The 15,727-nt window shown below is 64.9% G+C and carries 12 protein-coding genes and 3 tRNA genes; 11 read left to right on the forward strand and 4 right to left on the reverse strand.

The features are described from left to right. Nucleotides 1-12 precede the first annotated feature (12 nt). Nucleotides 13-85: transfer RNA gene (locus tag NO887_RS02695), tRNA-Arg, on the reverse strand. Nucleotides 86-417: 332 nt separating this feature from the next. On the opposite strand from NO887_RS02695, the gene NO887_RS02700 reads away from it, so the two are divergent. From NO887_RS02700 to NO887_RS02710, 3 genes are all read left to right on the forward strand, one after another. Next, complete coding sequence (locus NO887_RS02700; RefSeq protein WP_256416959.1) at nt 418-1,911, forward strand: single-stranded DNA binding protein; 1,494 nt, start codon at nt 418-420, stop codon at nt 1,909-1,911. A gap of 93 nt (nt 1,912-2,004) precedes the next feature. Next, nucleotides 2,005-2,436 carry a histone gene (locus NO887_RS02705; protein ID WP_256416960.1) on the forward strand — a complete coding sequence of 144 codons (432 nt, stop codon included), beginning with the start codon at nt 2,005-2,007 and terminating at the stop codon, nt 2,434-2,436. Further along, complete coding sequence (locus NO887_RS02710) at nt 2,437-3,441, forward strand: histone deacetylase family protein (protein WP_256416961.1); 1,005 nt, start codon at nt 2,437-2,439, stop codon at nt 3,439-3,441. It begins immediately after the preceding gene. 165 nt (nt 3,442-3,606) lie between these two features. On the opposite strand, the gene NO887_RS02715 is transcribed toward NO887_RS02710, so the two are convergent. Then, a tRNA-Asp gene (locus NO887_RS02715) sits at nt 3,607-3,679 on the reverse strand. A 29-nt stretch (nt 3,680-3,708) separates the two neighbouring features. Further along, nucleotides 3,709-3,781, reverse strand: a tRNA-Asp gene (locus NO887_RS02720). Between the two features lie 320 nt (nt 3,782-4,101). Between NO887_RS02720 and NO887_RS02725 the strand changes: the two genes are divergently transcribed. From NO887_RS02725 to NO887_RS02760, 8 genes are all read left to right on the forward strand, one after another. Next, a complete protein-coding gene (locus tag NO887_RS02725) occupies nt 4,102-4,329 on the forward strand; it encodes a DNA-directed RNA polymerase subunit H (protein ID WP_256416962.1) in 228 nt (75 codons plus the stop codon). Then, the gene (locus NO887_RS02730) at nt 4,326-5,891 is read left to right on the forward strand and encodes a DNA-directed RNA polymerase subunit B'' (protein ID WP_256416963.1); all 1,566 of its coding nucleotides are present in this window, start codon (nt 4,326-4,328) and stop codon (nt 5,889-5,891) included. Before NO887_RS02725 ends, NO887_RS02730 begins: the two co-directional genes overlap by 4 nt. A 1-nt stretch (nt 5,892) precedes the next feature. Then, the gene (gene rpoB / locus NO887_RS02735) at nt 5,893-7,722 is read left to right on the forward strand and encodes a DNA-directed RNA polymerase subunit B (protein ID WP_256416964.1); all 1,830 of its coding nucleotides are present in this window, start codon (nt 5,893-5,895) and stop codon (nt 7,720-7,722) included. A gap of 6 nt (nt 7,723-7,728) precedes the next feature. After that, nucleotides 7,729-10,656: a DNA-directed RNA polymerase subunit A' gene (locus NO887_RS02740; protein WP_256416965.1), complete on the forward strand. Its 2,928-nt coding sequence runs from the start codon at nt 7,729-7,731 to the stop codon at nt 10,654-10,656. Beyond that, a complete protein-coding gene (gene rpoA2 / locus NO887_RS02745; protein ID WP_256416966.1) occupies nt 10,649-11,881 on the forward strand; it encodes a DNA-directed RNA polymerase subunit A'' in 1,233 nt (410 codons plus the stop codon). The genes NO887_RS02740 and rpoA2 overlap by 8 nt, the downstream gene beginning before the upstream one ends. Continuing rightward, nucleotides 11,881-12,300 (forward strand): NusA-like transcription termination signal-binding factor, encoded by a 420-nt coding sequence (locus NO887_RS02750; RefSeq protein WP_256416967.1) that lies wholly within the window; start codon nt 11,881-11,883, stop codon nt 12,298-12,300. The genes rpoA2 and NO887_RS02750 overlap by 1 nt, the downstream gene beginning before the upstream one ends. 195 nt (nt 12,301-12,495) lie before the next feature. Continuing rightward, a complete protein-coding gene (locus tag NO887_RS02755) occupies nt 12,496-12,924 on the forward strand; it encodes a 30S ribosomal protein S12 (protein WP_004048726.1) in 429 nt (142 codons plus the stop codon). Then, nucleotides 12,921-13,574 (forward strand): 30S ribosomal protein S7, encoded by a 654-nt coding sequence (locus NO887_RS02760; protein ID WP_256416968.1) that lies wholly within the window; start codon nt 12,921-12,923, stop codon nt 13,572-13,574. Before NO887_RS02755 ends, NO887_RS02760 begins: the two co-directional genes overlap by 4 nt. Before the next feature lie 156 nt (nt 13,575-13,730). On the opposite strand, the gene NO887_RS02765 is transcribed toward NO887_RS02760, so the two are convergent. After that, nucleotides 13,731-15,713 (reverse strand): aconitate hydratase, encoded by a 1,983-nt coding sequence (locus NO887_RS02765; protein WP_256416969.1) that lies wholly within the window; start codon nt 15,711-15,713, stop codon nt 13,731-13,733. Nucleotides 15,714-15,727: the final 14 nt, after the last annotated feature.

The following is a 15,727-nucleotide window of genomic DNA, read 5'->3' on the forward strand; positions in this document are numbered from 1 at the left end:
TACTGAAAGAAACGTCCTGACGGAGATTTGAACTCCGGTCCCTGGCTCCGCAAGCCAAGAGGATAGTCCACTACCCTACCAGGACTCAATACGACGTACCGCGGTGGAACTTAAGACGGTTACGGTCCACAGGTCCCGTGGCGGACGGTCGCACGCGTCGGGGGCGAGACGAATATCTATACCGCATGTTGACAGATCCGAGACGATGGCGGTTTGGGTGGAATAGACGAGGACACGGGGCGGTCGAATCCGGACTGCACACCTTTTGTATCGGCGGGAACCACGAACGGGTATGACGAGGCTTCGACCCGCGATATCGGCACCGCGGAACCGGTCGGGACTGGAGAGTCGTTCGGTCGCGAGACCCCGACAAGGACAACGCTTATCGGCGGGCTCGACAACCGAGGAGGTACGCGTATGGGAGTGATAGAGGACGTCTACGAGGATCTCGACACCGACGTCGAGTTTGAGGAGTTCGAGGCGGCCGTCGAAGACAAAGTCGAGCAGATGGGCGGGCTCGCGGACGACGAGACCGCCGCGATGCTCATCGCCCACGAGCTCCGCGACGAGGAGGCTGACACGATCGCCGATATCGAGCCCGGCATGAACGACGTGAAGTTCCTCGGGAAGGTGACGTCCATCGGCGAGATCCGGACGTTCGACCGCGACGACGAGGACGCGGAGGAGGGCCGCGTCTGCAACGTCGACGTGGCCGACGCGTCCGGCTCCGTGCGGGTCGCGCTCTGGGACGACATGGCGGCGGCGGCCGAAGAGGAGTTGGAAGTCGGGCAGGTGCTCCGCGTCATGGGCCGGCCGAAAGAGGGGTACAGCGGACTCGAAGTGAGCGCGGACAAGGTCGAACCCGACGAGGACGCCGAGGTCGACGTGCAGGTGCTCGACACCTACCGTGTCGAGGATCTCTCGCTCGGTGCCTCCGACGTCGACCTCGTCGGACGGGTTCTCGACACCGACTCGGTCCGCACGTTCGATCGCGACGACGGCAGCGAAGGGCGCGTCGCGAACCTCACCGTCGGCGACGAGACCGGCCGGGTCCGGATCACGCTGTGGGACGACAAGGCGGACCTCACGGACGAGTTCACTGCCGGTGAGACAGTCGAGATCGGCGACGGCTACGTCCGCGAGCGCGACGGCGATCTGGAGTTGCACGTCGGCGACCGCGGCACCGTCGAGCGCGTTGACGAAGACATCGAGTACGTCCCCGAGACGACCGACATCGCCGACGTAGAGATCGGACAGACCGTCGATATCGGCGGGGGAATCATCGAGACGGACCCGAAGCGGACGTTCGATCGCGACGACGGCAGCGAGGGACAGGTCCGGAACGTCCGGATCAAAGACGAGACGGGCGAGATCCGCGTCGCGCTGTGGGGAGACAAGGCCGATCGAGATATCGAGCTGGCGGACCGCGTCGTCTTCACGGATGTGGAAATCCAAGACGGCTGGCAAGATGACCTCGAGGCGTCGGCGAACTGGCGATCGACTGTCGCCGTCCTCGACGGCAAGGCGGGATCGGCCGGCGACGGCACGGAACCGGGGAGTTCGGGGGGAGACGGCAGGAGTCCGGACGGGAATGAGACCGGACTCGACGCGTTCGGAGATGCGAGCGACGAGGGCGACACCGACAGCGTTGCCGACAGCGGAACGGATACTGACACCGCAGCCGATGCCGTGGCCGCCAACGGCGGTGCGGCGGCCGCGACGGCGGAGCGCACGGACGGCGACGAGATCGAGTTCACCGGGACAGTCGTCCAGACTGGCGATCCCGTCGTGTTGGACGACGGGCAACAGACAAAACGCATCGAAACGGACGCGAGCCTCCGGCTCGGCGAAGAGATCACCGTCCGCGGTGCGGAGCGGGACGGAACGATCCAAGCCGAGGACGTGTTCTGACCGAGTGGCGAAACGATCCGATGCACCGCACACCGATCGTGGGAGACGCCGGTAACGGAAAGCGTTATACGGTCCACGGACGCGACTGTGTGTATGAGTGTCGAGTTGCCGTTCGCGCCGGTCGACGGGATCATCCGGCGGAACGCGGGGGAGCTCCGCGTCAGCGCGGACGCCGCCGAGGAGTTGGCCCGTCGGATCCAGTCGCACGGCGCGGATCTGGCGATCGACGCGGCCGAACGCGCAACCGAAGACGGACGAAAAACGCTGATGGCGTCGGATTTCGGGGTCGAGCAAGTGATCGACCGCGAGGCGCTCACGCTGCCAGTCGCGCCCATCGACCGGATCGCGCGGCTGCGCATCGACGATCGGTACCGAGTCGGCGTCAATGCGCGGATCGCACTGGCCGATATTTTGGAGGATTACGCCGACAACGTCGCGAGCGCGGCCGCAACGCTCGCGCGCCACGCCGACAGACGGACCGTACAGGCCGAGGACATCGAGACGTACTTCGCACTGTTCGAGTAGATGCGGTTCGGCTACAGTGAGCGGTGTCTCGAACATGATACGGGCGAGAGACACCCGGAAAACCCGGACCGGCTGCGCGCGATCCGACGTGGGTTGACGAAACGGCACGGCGTCGAGTACGTCGATGCCGAACCCGCGACCCGCGAGGACGTGATCGCCGTCCACGACGCGGAGTACGTCGACGAACTGGAGTCGTTCCTCGACGACGGCGGCGGAAGTTGGGACCCAGACACCGTCGCGAGCGAGGGGACGTGGGACGCCGCGCTCACCTCGGCCGGGCTCGCGCAGTGGGCGGCGCAGGCTGCGCTCGACGGGTCGAACGGTCGGAACACGCCGTTCGCGATCGGTCGCCCGCCCGGGCATCATGCGGTCACCGACGACGCGATGGGATTCTGCTTTTTCAACAACGCGGCCGTCGCGGCCCAAACCGTCCTCGATCGAGGGGCCGCGGACCGCGTTGCGGTCTTCGACTGGGACGTCCATCACGGCAACGGTACGCAGGACATCTTCTACGACCGGGAAGACGTTCTCTACGCGTCGATACACGAAGACGGACTCTACCCCGACACGGGAGCGCTCGAAGAGGTCGGTGAGGGTGTCGGCGAAGGGACGACGATGAACCTCCCGCTCGCCGCGGGCGCTGGCGACGCCGACTACTGCTACGCCATCGACGAGGCAATCACGCCGGCACTGGAGCGGTTCGATCCGGACCTCGTGATCGTCTCGGCCGGGTTCGACGCGCACCGCCACGACCCGATCTCGCGGATGCGCGTCTCCTCGGAAGGGTACGCGCTGATGACCGATCGAATCCGGTCGATCTCCGACGACATCGGAGCCGCCGACGCCTACGTGCTCGAAGGTGGCTACGGACTCGACACCCTCGCAGAGGGAGTCTCGATGGTTCACGAGACGTATGACGGCCGGACACCCGTCGGCGACGAGGACGACCCCGACGAGAAGACGAAGTCGATCGTCACGGAGCTACGCTCGCTACTGGATCTTTGACCCCCCGCGCAACGCGGGCCCGGTGCGGGATTTGAACCGGAATCGGACGTGCTCGCTCCCGTCGGTCGCTGCGCGCGACTGATAGGGTTCAAATTCACTGGCGCTTTGCTGTCGCAGAACTTACTCGTCGCTTCGCTCCTCGTTCGTTGTTGCGACAGCGAAAGACGCCCGGAGCGGGATTTGAACCCGCGTCACGACCGTGACAGGGTCGTATGATGGGCCACTACACCATCCGGGCAAACAGCGACAATGCCCCGAAACAGGGAACGCCCGGAGCGGGATTTGAACCCGCGTCACGACCGTGACAGGGTCGTATGATGGGCCACTACACCATCCGGGCTTGTCGCACTCGTTCGTACCCCTGTCTGGCAAATAAGGCTTGTCATCGGCGACGACGATGGGGACGGGTGACAGGGAAACCGCGGGACGGGTTACGTCTGGATCGATTCTCATCCGCCAACGCGAGACGACCGGGAGTGCGAACGGACGAAACAATTCACGTTGGCGGTACCCTTTTGTGTGCGTCCCGCATGGGTTAGAGTATCGCACGCCCCGTCGTCGTGAGCCGTGCGCGGCGGAGACGCTTGGCAAGCCTTATGACGTTGGCGTATGTATCAAACTGTAGTATCTCGTGATAGCTTCTCTCAATAACCACCACCCATGGTAGACGTAAGCCAACACGAACTCGTCCCGGACCACGTCCTTCTCGACGCCGACGAGATCGACGAGGTCCTGGCGGAGTACGACGTGAAGAGAACGGAACTCCCGAAGATCAAACGCACGGATCCCGCGCTCTCCGACGAGGCCGAGGTCGGCGACGTGGTGAAGATCACGCGAAACTCCCGCACGACCGCGGAAGCGATCGTGTACCGATTAGTCGTCTCATGAACAGGCAAGACCGACGCGTGGTGTCACGCGAGTACTTCTCCGACGAACGGCTGGCCGAACACCACTTCCGATCGTTCAACAACTTCCTCGACCGCGGCATGCAGGAAGTGGTCGACGAGAAGGAGCGTATCGAGACCGACATCGGCGACAAGGAGGGCCAAGAGCCCGTGTACGTCGAACTCGGCGACGTACGGATGGTCACGCCGCGGGTCCGCGAGGCCGACGGCTCCGAGGAGCTGTTGTACCCGCAAGAGGCGCGGCTGCGAAACATCACCTACTCCGCGCCCGTGTTCATGGAGATGTCCATCGTGCGCGGAGGCGAAGAGGAACCGGAGCAGGTCGTCGATACGACAGAGACCAAGGTCGGACGGATGCCGATCATGGTCGGATCCGAGAAGTGCAACATGGCGGGCTTCTCCGACGAGGAACTCATCGACATCGGCGAAGACCCCGTCGACCCGGGCGGCTACTTCATCGTCAACGGCTCCGAGCGCGTACTGATGACCTCCGAGGACTTGGCACCGAACAAGATCCTCGCCGAGTACGACTCGAAATACGGCGACGAGATCCAAGTCGCGAAGACGTTCTCCCAGCGCCGCGGGTACCGCGCGCTCGTCCTCTGCGAACGTAACCGCGAGGGGCTGCTCGAAGTGTCGTTCCCGTCCGTCTCGGGCTCGATAGACTTCGTTACTCTCGTTCGCGCGCTCGGACTCGAATCGGACGAGGAGATCGTCCACCGAGTCTCGGACGACCCGGAGATCGTGAAGTTCATGCTGGAGAACTTAGAGGAAGCCTCGGTCCAGACGACCGAGGGGGCGATCGAGACTCTCGGCGAGCGCGTCGCCAGCGGTCAGGGGAAAAACTACCAGCTCAAGCGGGCGAACTACGTCATCGACCGCTACCTCCTCCCGCACCTCCACGAGGAGGGCGTCGACGAGGAGGACGTGCGGATCAACAAGGCGTACTACCTCTGTCGGATGGCCGAGGCGTGTTTCGAACTCGCCTTGGACCGCCGAGAAGCCGACGACAAGGATCACTACTCGAACAAGCGGCTGAAGGTCTCTGGCGACCTGATGCGCGACCTGTTCCGCACCGCGCTGAACAAGCTGGCACGCGACGTGAAGTACCAGCTCGAACGCGCCAACATGCGGAACCGGCAGCTGACGGTGAACACGGTCGTCCGCTCCGACGTGTTGACCGAACGGCTCGAACACCCGATCGCGACGGGGAACTGGGTCGGCGGCCGATCCGGCGTCTCCCAGCTGGTCGATCGGACGGATTACATGGGCGTGCTCTCGCACCTACGTCGCCTGCGATCGCCGCTGTCGCGGTCGCAGCCGCACTTCGAGGCGCGAGACCTCCACGCGACCCAGTGGGGTCGTATCTGTCCCTCCGAGACGCCGGAGGGACCGAACTGCGGGCTCGTGAAGAACTTCGCGCAGGCGATGGAGCTCTCACAGACGGTCGAGGACGAACAGGGGCTGAAACGAGAACTGGCGTCGATGGGTGTCGAGGGGATTCCCGGCATCGAGGGCGTCGAACGACAGACGGCGGACGACTAACATGGCTCAGGCAGAACGCGAAGCGAAAGTGTACGTTAACGGGAGTCTCGTGGGGACACACGCGGACCCAGAGGCGCTCGCCGAACAGATTCGCGAGGCGCGCCGACGCGGCGACGTCTCGGAGATGGTGAACGTCTCGGTCAAAGACCGCACCCAAGAAGTGATCGTCAACGCGGACGCAGGACGCGCCCGACGTCCGCTGATCGTCGTCGAGAACGGCGAACCGCTCTTGGGCGACGATGAAATCGACGCGCTGGAACGCGGCGACATCGAGTTCGAGGATCTCGTCGACCGCGGCTACGTCGAGTTCATCGACGCCGAAGAGGAGGAGGACATCCTCGTCGCCGTCGACGAGGAGGACGTGACCGACGACCACACGCATTTGGAGATTGACCCGCAGCTCGTCTTCGGTATCGGCGCGGGGATGATCCCGTACCCCGAGCACAACGCGAGCCCGCGGATTACCATGGGCGCGGGGATGATGAAGCAGTCGCTCGGGCTTCCCTCGGCCAACTACCGAATCCGGCCGGACACGCGCCAACACCTGCTGCACTATCCGCAGTTAGCGATGGTGAAGACGCAGACATCCGACCAGATCAGCTTCGACAAGCGTCCGGCGGCGCAGAACTTCGTCGTCGCCGTGATGAGCTACGAGGGGTTCAACATCGAGGACGCGCTGGTGATGAACCAAGGCTCCGTGGACCGCGCGCTGATGCGGTCGCACTTCTTCCGGACGTACGAGGGCGAAGAGCGGCGGTACCCCGGCGGCCAAGAGGATCGGTTCGAAATCCCCGATCAGGACGTTCGTGGCGCGCGCGGTGAGGACGCGTACACGCACCTCGACGAGGACGGCCTCGTCAACCCGGAGACGAAAGTCGACGAATCGTCGGTCCTGCTCGGCAAGACGAGCCCGCCGCGCTTCCTGGAAGAGCCCGACGACATGGGCGGCCTCTCACCGCAGAAGCGTCGGGAGACGAGCGTGACGATGCGGTCGGGTGAAGACGGCGTCGTCGACACCGTCACTCTGATGGAGGGCGAAGACGGCTCGAAGCTCTCGAAGGTGAAGGTGCGCGACCAGCGCGTCCCCGAGCTGGGCGACAAGTTCGCGTCCCGACACGGTCAGAAGGGCGTCGTCGGTCACCTCGCCCCGCAGGAGGACATGCCGTTCACCGAGGAGGGCGTCGTTCCCGACCTCGTGATGAACCCGCACGCGTTGCCGTCGCGGATGACGGTCGGCCACGTGCTGGAGATGCTCGGTGGGAAGGTGGGCTCGCTTCGCGGCTCGCGCGTCGACGGGACGCCGTTCCAGGGCGAAGACGAGGAGGAACTCCGCAGCGGACTGGAGGACCACGGCTTCAAGTCCTCCGGCAAGGAGGTCATGTACTCCGGCGTCACCGGCGAGAAGGTCGACGCGGAGATCTTCGTCGGGACCATCTTCTACCACAAGCTGTACCACATGGTGTCGAACAAGCTCCACGCCCGCTCGCGCGGACCGGTCCAGGTGCTCACGCGCCAGCCGACCGAGGGGCGCGCCCGCGAGGGCGGACTCCGCGTGGGGGAGATGGAGCGCGACACGATCATCGGCCACGGCGCGTCGATGGTACTCAACGAGCGACTGTTGGAGTCCTCGGACGCCGAGACGGTACACGTCTCCGCGGAGACCGGACTCGTCGCCGTCGAGGACCGCGAACAGCGTCGGGTGTACGACCCGGTCACGGGCGACGAAGACGACATCCACGAGCTCGAGGTGAGCTACGCGTTCAAGCTGCTCCTCGACGAGATGATCGCCCTCGGCATCCGACCGAAGCTCGAACTGGAGGACGCGATTTAAATGTCAATGCAAACACCGAAAGTGCTCGGCGGGATAGACTTCGGCCTCATGGACCCGGAGACGTACCGGGACATGTCCGCGACGAAGGTGATCACGGCCGACACGTACGACGACGACGGCTATCCGATCGACATGGGGCTGATGGACCCGCGGCTCGGCGTCATCGACCCCGGTCTCGAGTGCCGAACCTGCGGGTCGCACTCCGGCTCCTGTAACGGCCATTTCGGCCACATCGAGCTCGCTGCGCCCGTCATCCACGTGGGCTTCACGAAGCTCATCCGGCGGCTGCTGCGCTCGACGTGCCGGGAGTGCGGGCGACTCGCCTTGGACGAGGCACAGCGCGACGAGTTCCGCGACCGCTACGAGCGAGCGAAGGAGCTCGGCGACGACGAACACGACGTGTTGAAGGCGGCCGTCCGACAGGCCCGGAAGGCGTCGACGTGTCCGTTCTGCGGCGAGCCGCAAGCGGACATCAAACACGAGAAGCCGACCACGTACTACGAGGTCCAGGACGTGCTCTCGGGCGAGTACTCCGAGCGAATCGCGGCCGCGATGCAGCCCGACGAGGAGGCGGACGAGCCCGGCACCTCGCCGCAGGAGCTTGCCGAGGAGACCGACATCGCGTTAGACCGGGTCAACGACATCATGGCCGGCGAGTTCCGTCCGCGCAAGGAGGACCGTCGCGCCATCGAGAAGGCGCTCGACATCGACCTCACCGAGGAGGACATGAACAAGCTGATGCCCTCGGACATCCGCGACTGGTTCGAGGATATCCCGGACGAGGATCTTGAGGTTCTCGGCATCGATTCACAGAACTCCCGTCCGGAGTGGATGATCCTGACGGTCCTCCCCGTTCCGCCGGTCACGACGCGACCCTCGATCACGCTCGACAACGGCCAGCGCTCCGAGGACGACCTCACGCACAAGCTGGTCGACATCATCCGGATCAACCAGCGGTTCATGGAGAACCGCGAGGCCGGGGCCCCACAGCTCATCATCGAGGACCTTTGGGAGCTGTTGCAGTACCACGTCACCACGTTCGTCGACAACGAGATCAGCGGGACTCCGCCGGCGCGACACCGTTCCGGCCGCCCGCTCAAGACTCTCAGCCAGCGGCTGAAGGGCAAGGAGGGTCGTTTCCGCGGATCCCTGTCCGGAAAGCGCGTGAACTTCTCCGCCCGGACCGTCATCTCGCCCGACCCGACGCTGAGCCTGAACGAGGTCGGCGTGCCGGACCGGGTCGCAAAGGAGATGACCCAGACGCTCAACGTCACCGAGCGCAACGTTGAGGAGGCGCGCCAGTACGTGCGCAACGGACCGGAGGCGCATCCGGGCGCGAACTACGTTCGACGGCCCGACGGCCGCCGCCTGAAGGTGACCGAAAAGAACTGTGAGGAGCTCGCAGAGAAGGTCGAGGCCGACTGGGAAGTGAACCGCCACCTCGTTGACGGCGACATCGTGATCTTCAACCGGCAGCCCTCGCTGCACCGGATGTCCATCATGGCTCACGAGGTCGTGGTGATGCCGTACAAGACGTTCCGGCTCAACACCGTCGTCTGTCCGCCGTACAACGCCGACTTCGACGGCGACGAGATGAACATGCACGCACTCCAGAACGAGGAGGCCCGTGCCGAGGCGCGCGTCCTGATGCGCGTCCAAGAGCAGATCCTCTCGCCGCGATTCGGCGGGAACATCATCGGTGCGATTCAGGACCACATCTCCGGGACGTACCTGCTCACCCACACGAATCCCGAGTTCACGGAGACACAGGCGCTCGACCTGCTTCGAGCCACGCGCGTCGACGAACTACCCGAAGCAGACGGCGTCGACGACGACGGCAACGAGTTCTGGACGGGCCGGACGCTGTTCTCCGAACTGCTTCCCGAGGATCTTTCTCTCGACTTCAGTTCGTCGACCGGCGACAAGGTGACCATCGAGAACGGCCAGCTGATCGAGGGGACGATCGACGAGGACGCGGTCGGCGCGTTCGGCGGCGAGGTCGTCGACACGCTCACGAAGGAGTACGGCGAAACGCGCTCGCGCGTGTTCATCAACGAGATCGCGTCGCTAGCGATGCGCGCGATCATGCACTTCGGATTCTCGATCGGGATCGACGACGAGTCGATCCCGCCGGAGGCCGAAGAGCAAGTCGACGACGCGATCGGAAGCGCGTACGACCGCGTGCAGGAACTCATCTCGACGTACGAAGCCGGCGAACTGGAATCGCTGCCGGGACGCGGCGTCGACGAGACGCTGGAGATGAAGATCATGCAGACGCTCGGAAAGGCCCGCGACTCGGCCGGGGAGATCGCCGACCAGCACTTCGGCGACGACAACCCGGCGGTCGTGATGGCTCGCTCCGGCGCGCGTGGCTCGATGCTGAACCTCACGCAGATGGCCGGATCGGTCGGTCAGCAGGCGGTCCGGGGCGAACGGATCAACCGGGGATACGAGGACCGGACGCTCTCGCACTACAAGGAGAACGACCTCTCCGCGGAGGCGCACGGATTCGTGGAGAACTCCTATCGCGGCGGGCTCACGCCCGAGGAGTTCTTCTTCCACGCGATGGGGGGCCGCGAGGGACTCGTCGACACGGCGGTCCGGACCTCCAAGTCCGGCTACCTGCAGCGCCGCCTCATCAACGCGCTCTCGGAACTCGAAGCGCAGTACGACGGGACGGTGCGAGACACCTCGGGCCGGATCGTCCAGTTCGAATTCGGCGAGGACGGCACCTCGCCGGTGAAGGTGTCCTCCGGCGAGGGCGACGGTATCGATGTCGACGATATTGTCGACCGCGTCGTCGACGCGGAGTTCGACTCCGACGACGAGAAAGATCGGTTCCTCGGCGAGCGCGCGCCGCCGACGAACCTCTCGGAGCACGCGGGTCCGGGGCTGAACAAGGCCGCGGGCACGGGGGTGGAGTCCGATGACTGACTACGACCACGTCACCGACGACATGGAGGCGGTCGTGGAGGACACGGAACTGCCCGCGCGCCTCAAAAGCGAGGTGTACGAGGCGATCGACCGGAAGGCCGCAGAGGCCGGAGAGGTCACCATCGAACAGGCCGCAGACATCGCGACGGGCGTCGAGAACCGGTACCGGGAGACTCGGGTCGATCCGCTCGACCCCGTCGGGACCGTCTCCGCGCAGTCGATCGGCGAGCCCGGAACGCAGATGACGATGAACACGTTCCACTACGCCGGCGTCGCGGAGATTGACGTGACGCAGGGGCTCCCGCGGCTCATCGAGCTCGTGGACGCCCGGAAGACGCCGGACACGCCGATGATGACGGTCCACCTCGAAGGCGAGTACGCGACGGACCGACAGAAGGCTCACGAGGTCGTTTGGTCCATCGAGGCAACGCGGATCCTCGCGCTTGGCGACGTGTCGACAAACGTCGCCGACATGCTCGTGCGGATCGATCTCAACGACGACACCCTGCTTGAGCGGTGGCCGACCCACTCGGATCCCTCGGAGGTCGCCGCGATCATCGCGGAGACGATCGAGGACTCGCTCGGCGTCGACACCCGACAGTCGGGAACGGTGATCGAGTTCGGCCCGAACGAGCCGAGCTATCGGGAACTGCTCCAGCTCGTCGAGCGGCTCCGCGACATCGTGTTCAAGGGGATAGAGGAGATCGAGCGCGTCGTCATCCGCAAAGAGGAGATCGACGGCCGAGAGGAGTTCGTCCTCTATACCGAAGGATCGGCGTTCGGCGACACCCTTTCCATCGAGGGCGTCGACGCCTCGCGGACAACGTGTAACAACATCCACGAGGTGTACCGCAACCTCGGCGTCGAGGCAGCCCGCGAGACGATCATCGACGAGACGAAGAACACGCTCGAAGAGCAGGGGCTCGACGACGTGAACGTCCGTCACCTCATGCTCGTCGCCGACATCATGACGAACAACGGCGAAATCGAGTCGATCGGCCGCCACGGAATCTCCGGGTCGAAGGACTCGGTGCTCGCGCGTGCGGCGTTCGAGGTGACAGTGAATCACCTGCTCGATGCCGCGATCCACGGCGAGTACGACGAGCTCGACGGCGTCATCGAGAACGTCATCGCCGGCAAGCCGATTTCGCTCGGCACGGGGGACGTCGACCTCCGGATGGGCTCGCGCGTCGTTTCGGACGGCGGAACGCCGACCGACGAGTAATGCGCGTCGAGCTCTCCGACGAGGCGCGACGGTACATCGGTCGGTTCGACGAGCTGACTGGGATCGCGCCGATCGACTGCCTCGTGGAGAGCGACCGACTCGTGTTTCTGGTGCCGGCCGGCGAAATGGCCGCAGCGATCGGACAGGCCGGCGAGACGGTCGAAGAAGCTGAGCGGCGGCTCGACGCGTCGATCGGACTGGTCGAAGACGCCGACACGCCGGAGGCGTTCGTCGCGAACGCGCTCTCCCCGGCGGCGGTGAACGCGGTGACGATATCGGAGCAGAACGATCGAGTCGCGTACGTCGAGGTGGCGGAGGCGGACCGCGGCGTGGCCATCGGCGCAGACGGGGCCAACATCGAGACGGCCCGCCGACTGGCGAAGCGTCACTACGACATCGACGATGTGCAGTTGACCTGACGGTCGAACTCGTCGTCATCGAGGCGGAAACGACGCGTTCTCGCCGCTGCTTATCGGCTCAGCGATTCTGTGCGACCGTCCTTCGATCGTGAAACCGCCTCAGATCCGTCGAGAGGTACCGTTCGAACGATCTACGGGCGTTTCTCCAAGCCGAAAGACGACTCTTAAGTACCTCCGTTCGGAAGTAGACGTACGATGGCGAACGGCAAGTACGCGGCCCGTAAGCTCAAGCAGGACCGGCAGAAGCGCCGCTGGTCCGACTCCGAGTACGCTCGGCGCGAGCGCGGGCTCAAAAAGAAGTCCGACCCCCTCGAAGGTGCCCCGCAGGCGCGCGGGATCGTACTGGAGAAGGTTGGAATCGAGGCAAAGCAGCCGAACTCGGCGATCCGAAAGTGTGTCCGCGTTCAGCTCATCAAGAATGGGAAGCAGGTCACCGCGTTCTGTCCCGGTGACGGCGCTATCTCGTTCATCGACGAGCACGACGAGGTCACGATCGCTGGGATCGGCGGAGCCAAGGGTCGCGCGATGGGCGATCTCTCCGGTGTCAACTACAAAGTCGAGAAGGTCAACGGCGTGTCGATGATCGAACTCGTGCGCGGAAACGCGGAGAAGCCTGTCCGATGAGCGGAGAAGAATCCGAGGTGGCGTCCGAGGAGGACGTCGCCGCCGACGAGCCCGACCCGGACGCGCCTGCGTCGAGCGAGGCTGCCAACGAGAACGCCAAACTGTTCGGCGTGTGGGACGTCACCGAGATCGCCTACGAGGACCCCTCGACGAAGCGGTACATGACCGTGACGCCCATCGCGCACACGATGGGTCGACACGCGTCGAAGCAGTTCAAGAAGTCGGAGATCTCCTTGGTCGAGCGGCTGATCAACCGCCTGATGCAGACCGACGAGAACACGGGAAAGAAACAGCAGGCGACGCGGATCGTCCGCGACGCCTTCGACATCATTCACGAGCGCACCGAGGAGAATCCGGTCCAGATCCTCGTTAGCGCCGTCGAGAACGCCGCGCCCCGTGAGGAGACCGTCCGTCTGAAGTACGGCGGGATTTCGGTCCCGAAGGCGGTCGACGTCGCGCCCCAGCGCCGCGTCGATCAGGCGCTGCTTTTCATCTCCGACGGCGTCGCCAGCGCGACGTACAAGTCGAGCACCTCCGCCGCCGACGCGCTCGCGAACGAACTGGTCACCGCCGCCGACTACGACGCCGAGCGTTCGTACTCCATCTCGCAGAAGGAAGAGCGCGAACGCGTCGCCGCCGCGGCTCGCTGATCCCGGCGCTCGCGAACCGGCGGCCCGGATTTTTCTGACGAGGCGTTTGGTGAGCGGCGGTGCTCGGAAGCGACGGTGAGCGCACACTCGACTACCGAGAGCGGCTGCGCTCCGTGTCGATGCGAAAAATAAAATATGTCGCAGATCCGCGGGTGCTCAGTCGTCGGCCGGGGCAGCGTCGGAGCCGTCGGCGTGCTGCTGTTTGACCCACGAGAGCTTGCCGCCGGCGGCGAGGATCTCGCGCTCGCGTTCGGAGGCGTCGAGTTCGGCGGTGAACTCCCAGTCGTCGTTCACGCGCGCGGTGAACTCCGTCTGGCCGGAGTTGACACCTGCGGGCACGTCGTCGACGATCTCGATGTCGTCGCCCTGGTCGATCTGCTCGTACGTCTCCGCGTCGATCGCGAGCGGGACGATACCGAAGTTGAACAGGTTCGCCTTGTGGATGCGGGCGAAGCTCTGTGCGAAGACCGCCTCGATGCCGAGGAACATCGGACAGAGGGCCGCGTGCTCACGCGAGGATCCCTGTCCGTAGTTCTCGCCGGCCACGAGGACGCCGCCGTCGGCGTCGAGCGCGCGCTGCGCGAACGTGTCGTCGACGCGCGAGAGCGTGAACTCGGAGAGCTTCTCGATGTTCGATCGGAACTTCAGGATGTCCGCCGTCGCCGGGATGATGTGGTCGGTGGTGATGTTGTCCTCCATCTTGAGGAGGGCCTCGCCGCCGTCCACGTCGATCCCGTCTTTGAGCGGCACGTCGCCGATGTTCGGGCCCTTGACGAGGCCGTCGTCGATCGCCTCGTCGGGCGAGATGATGTCGGAGTCGGACTTCCCCATCCCGGGGCCGTACTTCGTCCCCATCTCCAGACCGGGTGCTTCGAGGTCGCCGAGCTCGTCGGCGAGGTCCCGTGGGTCGACGATCTCGCCGGTGATGGCCGCCGCGGTGGCGACCTCGGGCGAACAGAGGAAGACCGAGTCGTCTTCGATACCCGAGCGGCCCTCGAAGTTGCGGTTGAAAGTGCGCAGCGAGACGGAGTCAGAAGCGGGCACGTGGCCGATACCGATACACGCGCCACACGTCGCCTCGGAGAAGTTGACGCCGGCCGCCATCATCTCCGCGGTCCAGCCCTCGCGGGCCAGCATCTCGGAGGCCTGCTTGGAGCCGGGTGCGACGATCATCTCGGTCTGTTTCGCGACCTCGCGGCTCTCAAGCATCTTCGCGCTCGGGAGGATGTCTTCGTAGGCACCGTTCGTACAGGAGCCGACGATGACCTGCTCGACGTCGGTTCCCTCGTACTCGCTGACGGGGGCGACATTGTCGGGCATCGAGGGCGCGGCCACGAGCGGTTCGAGGTCGTTGAGGTCGACCTCGATCGTCTCCGCGTACTCGGCGTCCGCGTCGGGCGAGAGTTCGACGAACTCGCCTTCGCGGTCCTGACGCGCGAGCCAGTCTTTCGTCTTCTCGTCGGTGCCGAAGATCGAGGAGGTCGCGCCGAGCTCCGTTCCGAGGTTCGTGATCGTCGTCCGCTCGGGGATCGAGAGCTTCTCCGCGCCGGGGCCGGTGTACTCGAAGATTTTGCCGACGCCGCCCTTGACGGTCAGCTCGCCGAGCAGGTGGAGCGCGATGTCCTTGGCGGTCGCCCACTCGGGAAGTTCGCCTTCGAGGTGGACGTTGACGACCTCGGGCATCTCGACATAGTAGGGGCCGCCGCCCATCGCGACGGCGATGTCGAGGCCGCCCGCCCCGATTGCGAGCTCACCGAGCCCGCCGGGGGTCGGCGTGTGCGAGTCAGAGCCCAGAAGCGTCTTCCCGGGCGCAGCGAAGTTCTCCTTGTGGACTTGGTGACAGATGCCGTTACCGGGTCGAGAGAAGTACGCGCCGTAGGTGCCGGCCGCAGAGCGGAGGAAGCGGTGATCGTCCGTGTTCTTGAAGTCAAACTGATACGTCTGGTGGTCGCAGTACTGCGCGGCGAGTTCCGTCTGGATCTCGTCCATCTCCAGCGCCTCGAACTGGAGCCACACCATCGTCCCCGTGGTGTCTTGGGTCAGCACTTGGTCGATGTCGATGCCGATCTCCTCGCCGGGCGTCAGCTCGCCCTCGACGAGATGCTCATCGAGGATCTTCTCGGTAATTGTTTGTCCCATATCATCCGGAGTTG

The organism is Halorubrum laminariae (assembly GCF_024494655.1).
Lineage (GTDB): Archaea > Halobacteriota > Halobacteria > Halobacteriales > Haloferacaceae > Halorubrum > Halorubrum laminariae.

Excerpts from the sequence above, each read along its gene's own strand:
- rpoA2 (WP_256416966.1), top strand. The coding sequence starts at position 10,649 with ATGACTGACTACGACCACGTCACCGACGACATGGAGGCGGTCGTGGAG.
- NO887_RS02765 (WP_256416969.1), bottom strand. The coding sequence starts at position 15,713 with ATGGGACAAACAATTACCGAGAAGATCCTCGATGAGCATCTCGTCGAG.
- NO887_RS02725 (WP_256416962.1), top strand. The coding sequence starts at position 4,102 with ATGGTAGACGTAAGCCAACACGAACTCGTCCCGGACCACGTCCTTCTC.
- NO887_RS02705 (WP_256416960.1), top strand. The coding sequence starts at position 2,005 with ATGAGTGTCGAGTTGCCGTTCGCGCCGGTCGACGGGATCATCCGGCGG.
- NO887_RS02740 (WP_256416965.1), top strand. The coding sequence starts at position 7,729 with ATGCAAACACCGAAAGTGCTCGGCGGGATAGACTTCGGCCTCATGGAC.
- NO887_RS02710 (WP_256416961.1), top strand. The coding sequence starts at position 2,437 with ATGCGGTTCGGCTACAGTGAGCGGTGTCTCGAACATGATACGGGCGAG.
- NO887_RS02750 (WP_256416967.1), top strand. The coding sequence starts at position 11,881 with ATGCGCGTCGAGCTCTCCGACGAGGCGCGACGGTACATCGGTCGGTTC.
- NO887_RS02700 (WP_256416959.1), top strand. The coding sequence starts at position 418 with ATGGGAGTGATAGAGGACGTCTACGAGGATCTCGACACCGACGTCGAG.
- NO887_RS02730 (WP_256416963.1), top strand. The coding sequence starts at position 4,326 with ATGAACAGGCAAGACCGACGCGTGGTGTCACGCGAGTACTTCTCCGAC.
- NO887_RS02755 (WP_004048726.1), top strand. The coding sequence starts at position 12,496 with ATGGCGAACGGCAAGTACGCGGCCCGTAAGCTCAAGCAGGACCGGCAG.
- NO887_RS02760 (WP_256416968.1), top strand. The coding sequence starts at position 12,921 with ATGAGCGGAGAAGAATCCGAGGTGGCGTCCGAGGAGGACGTCGCCGCC.
- rpoB (WP_256416964.1), top strand. The coding sequence starts at position 5,893 with ATGGCTCAGGCAGAACGCGAAGCGAAAGTGTACGTTAACGGGAGTCTC.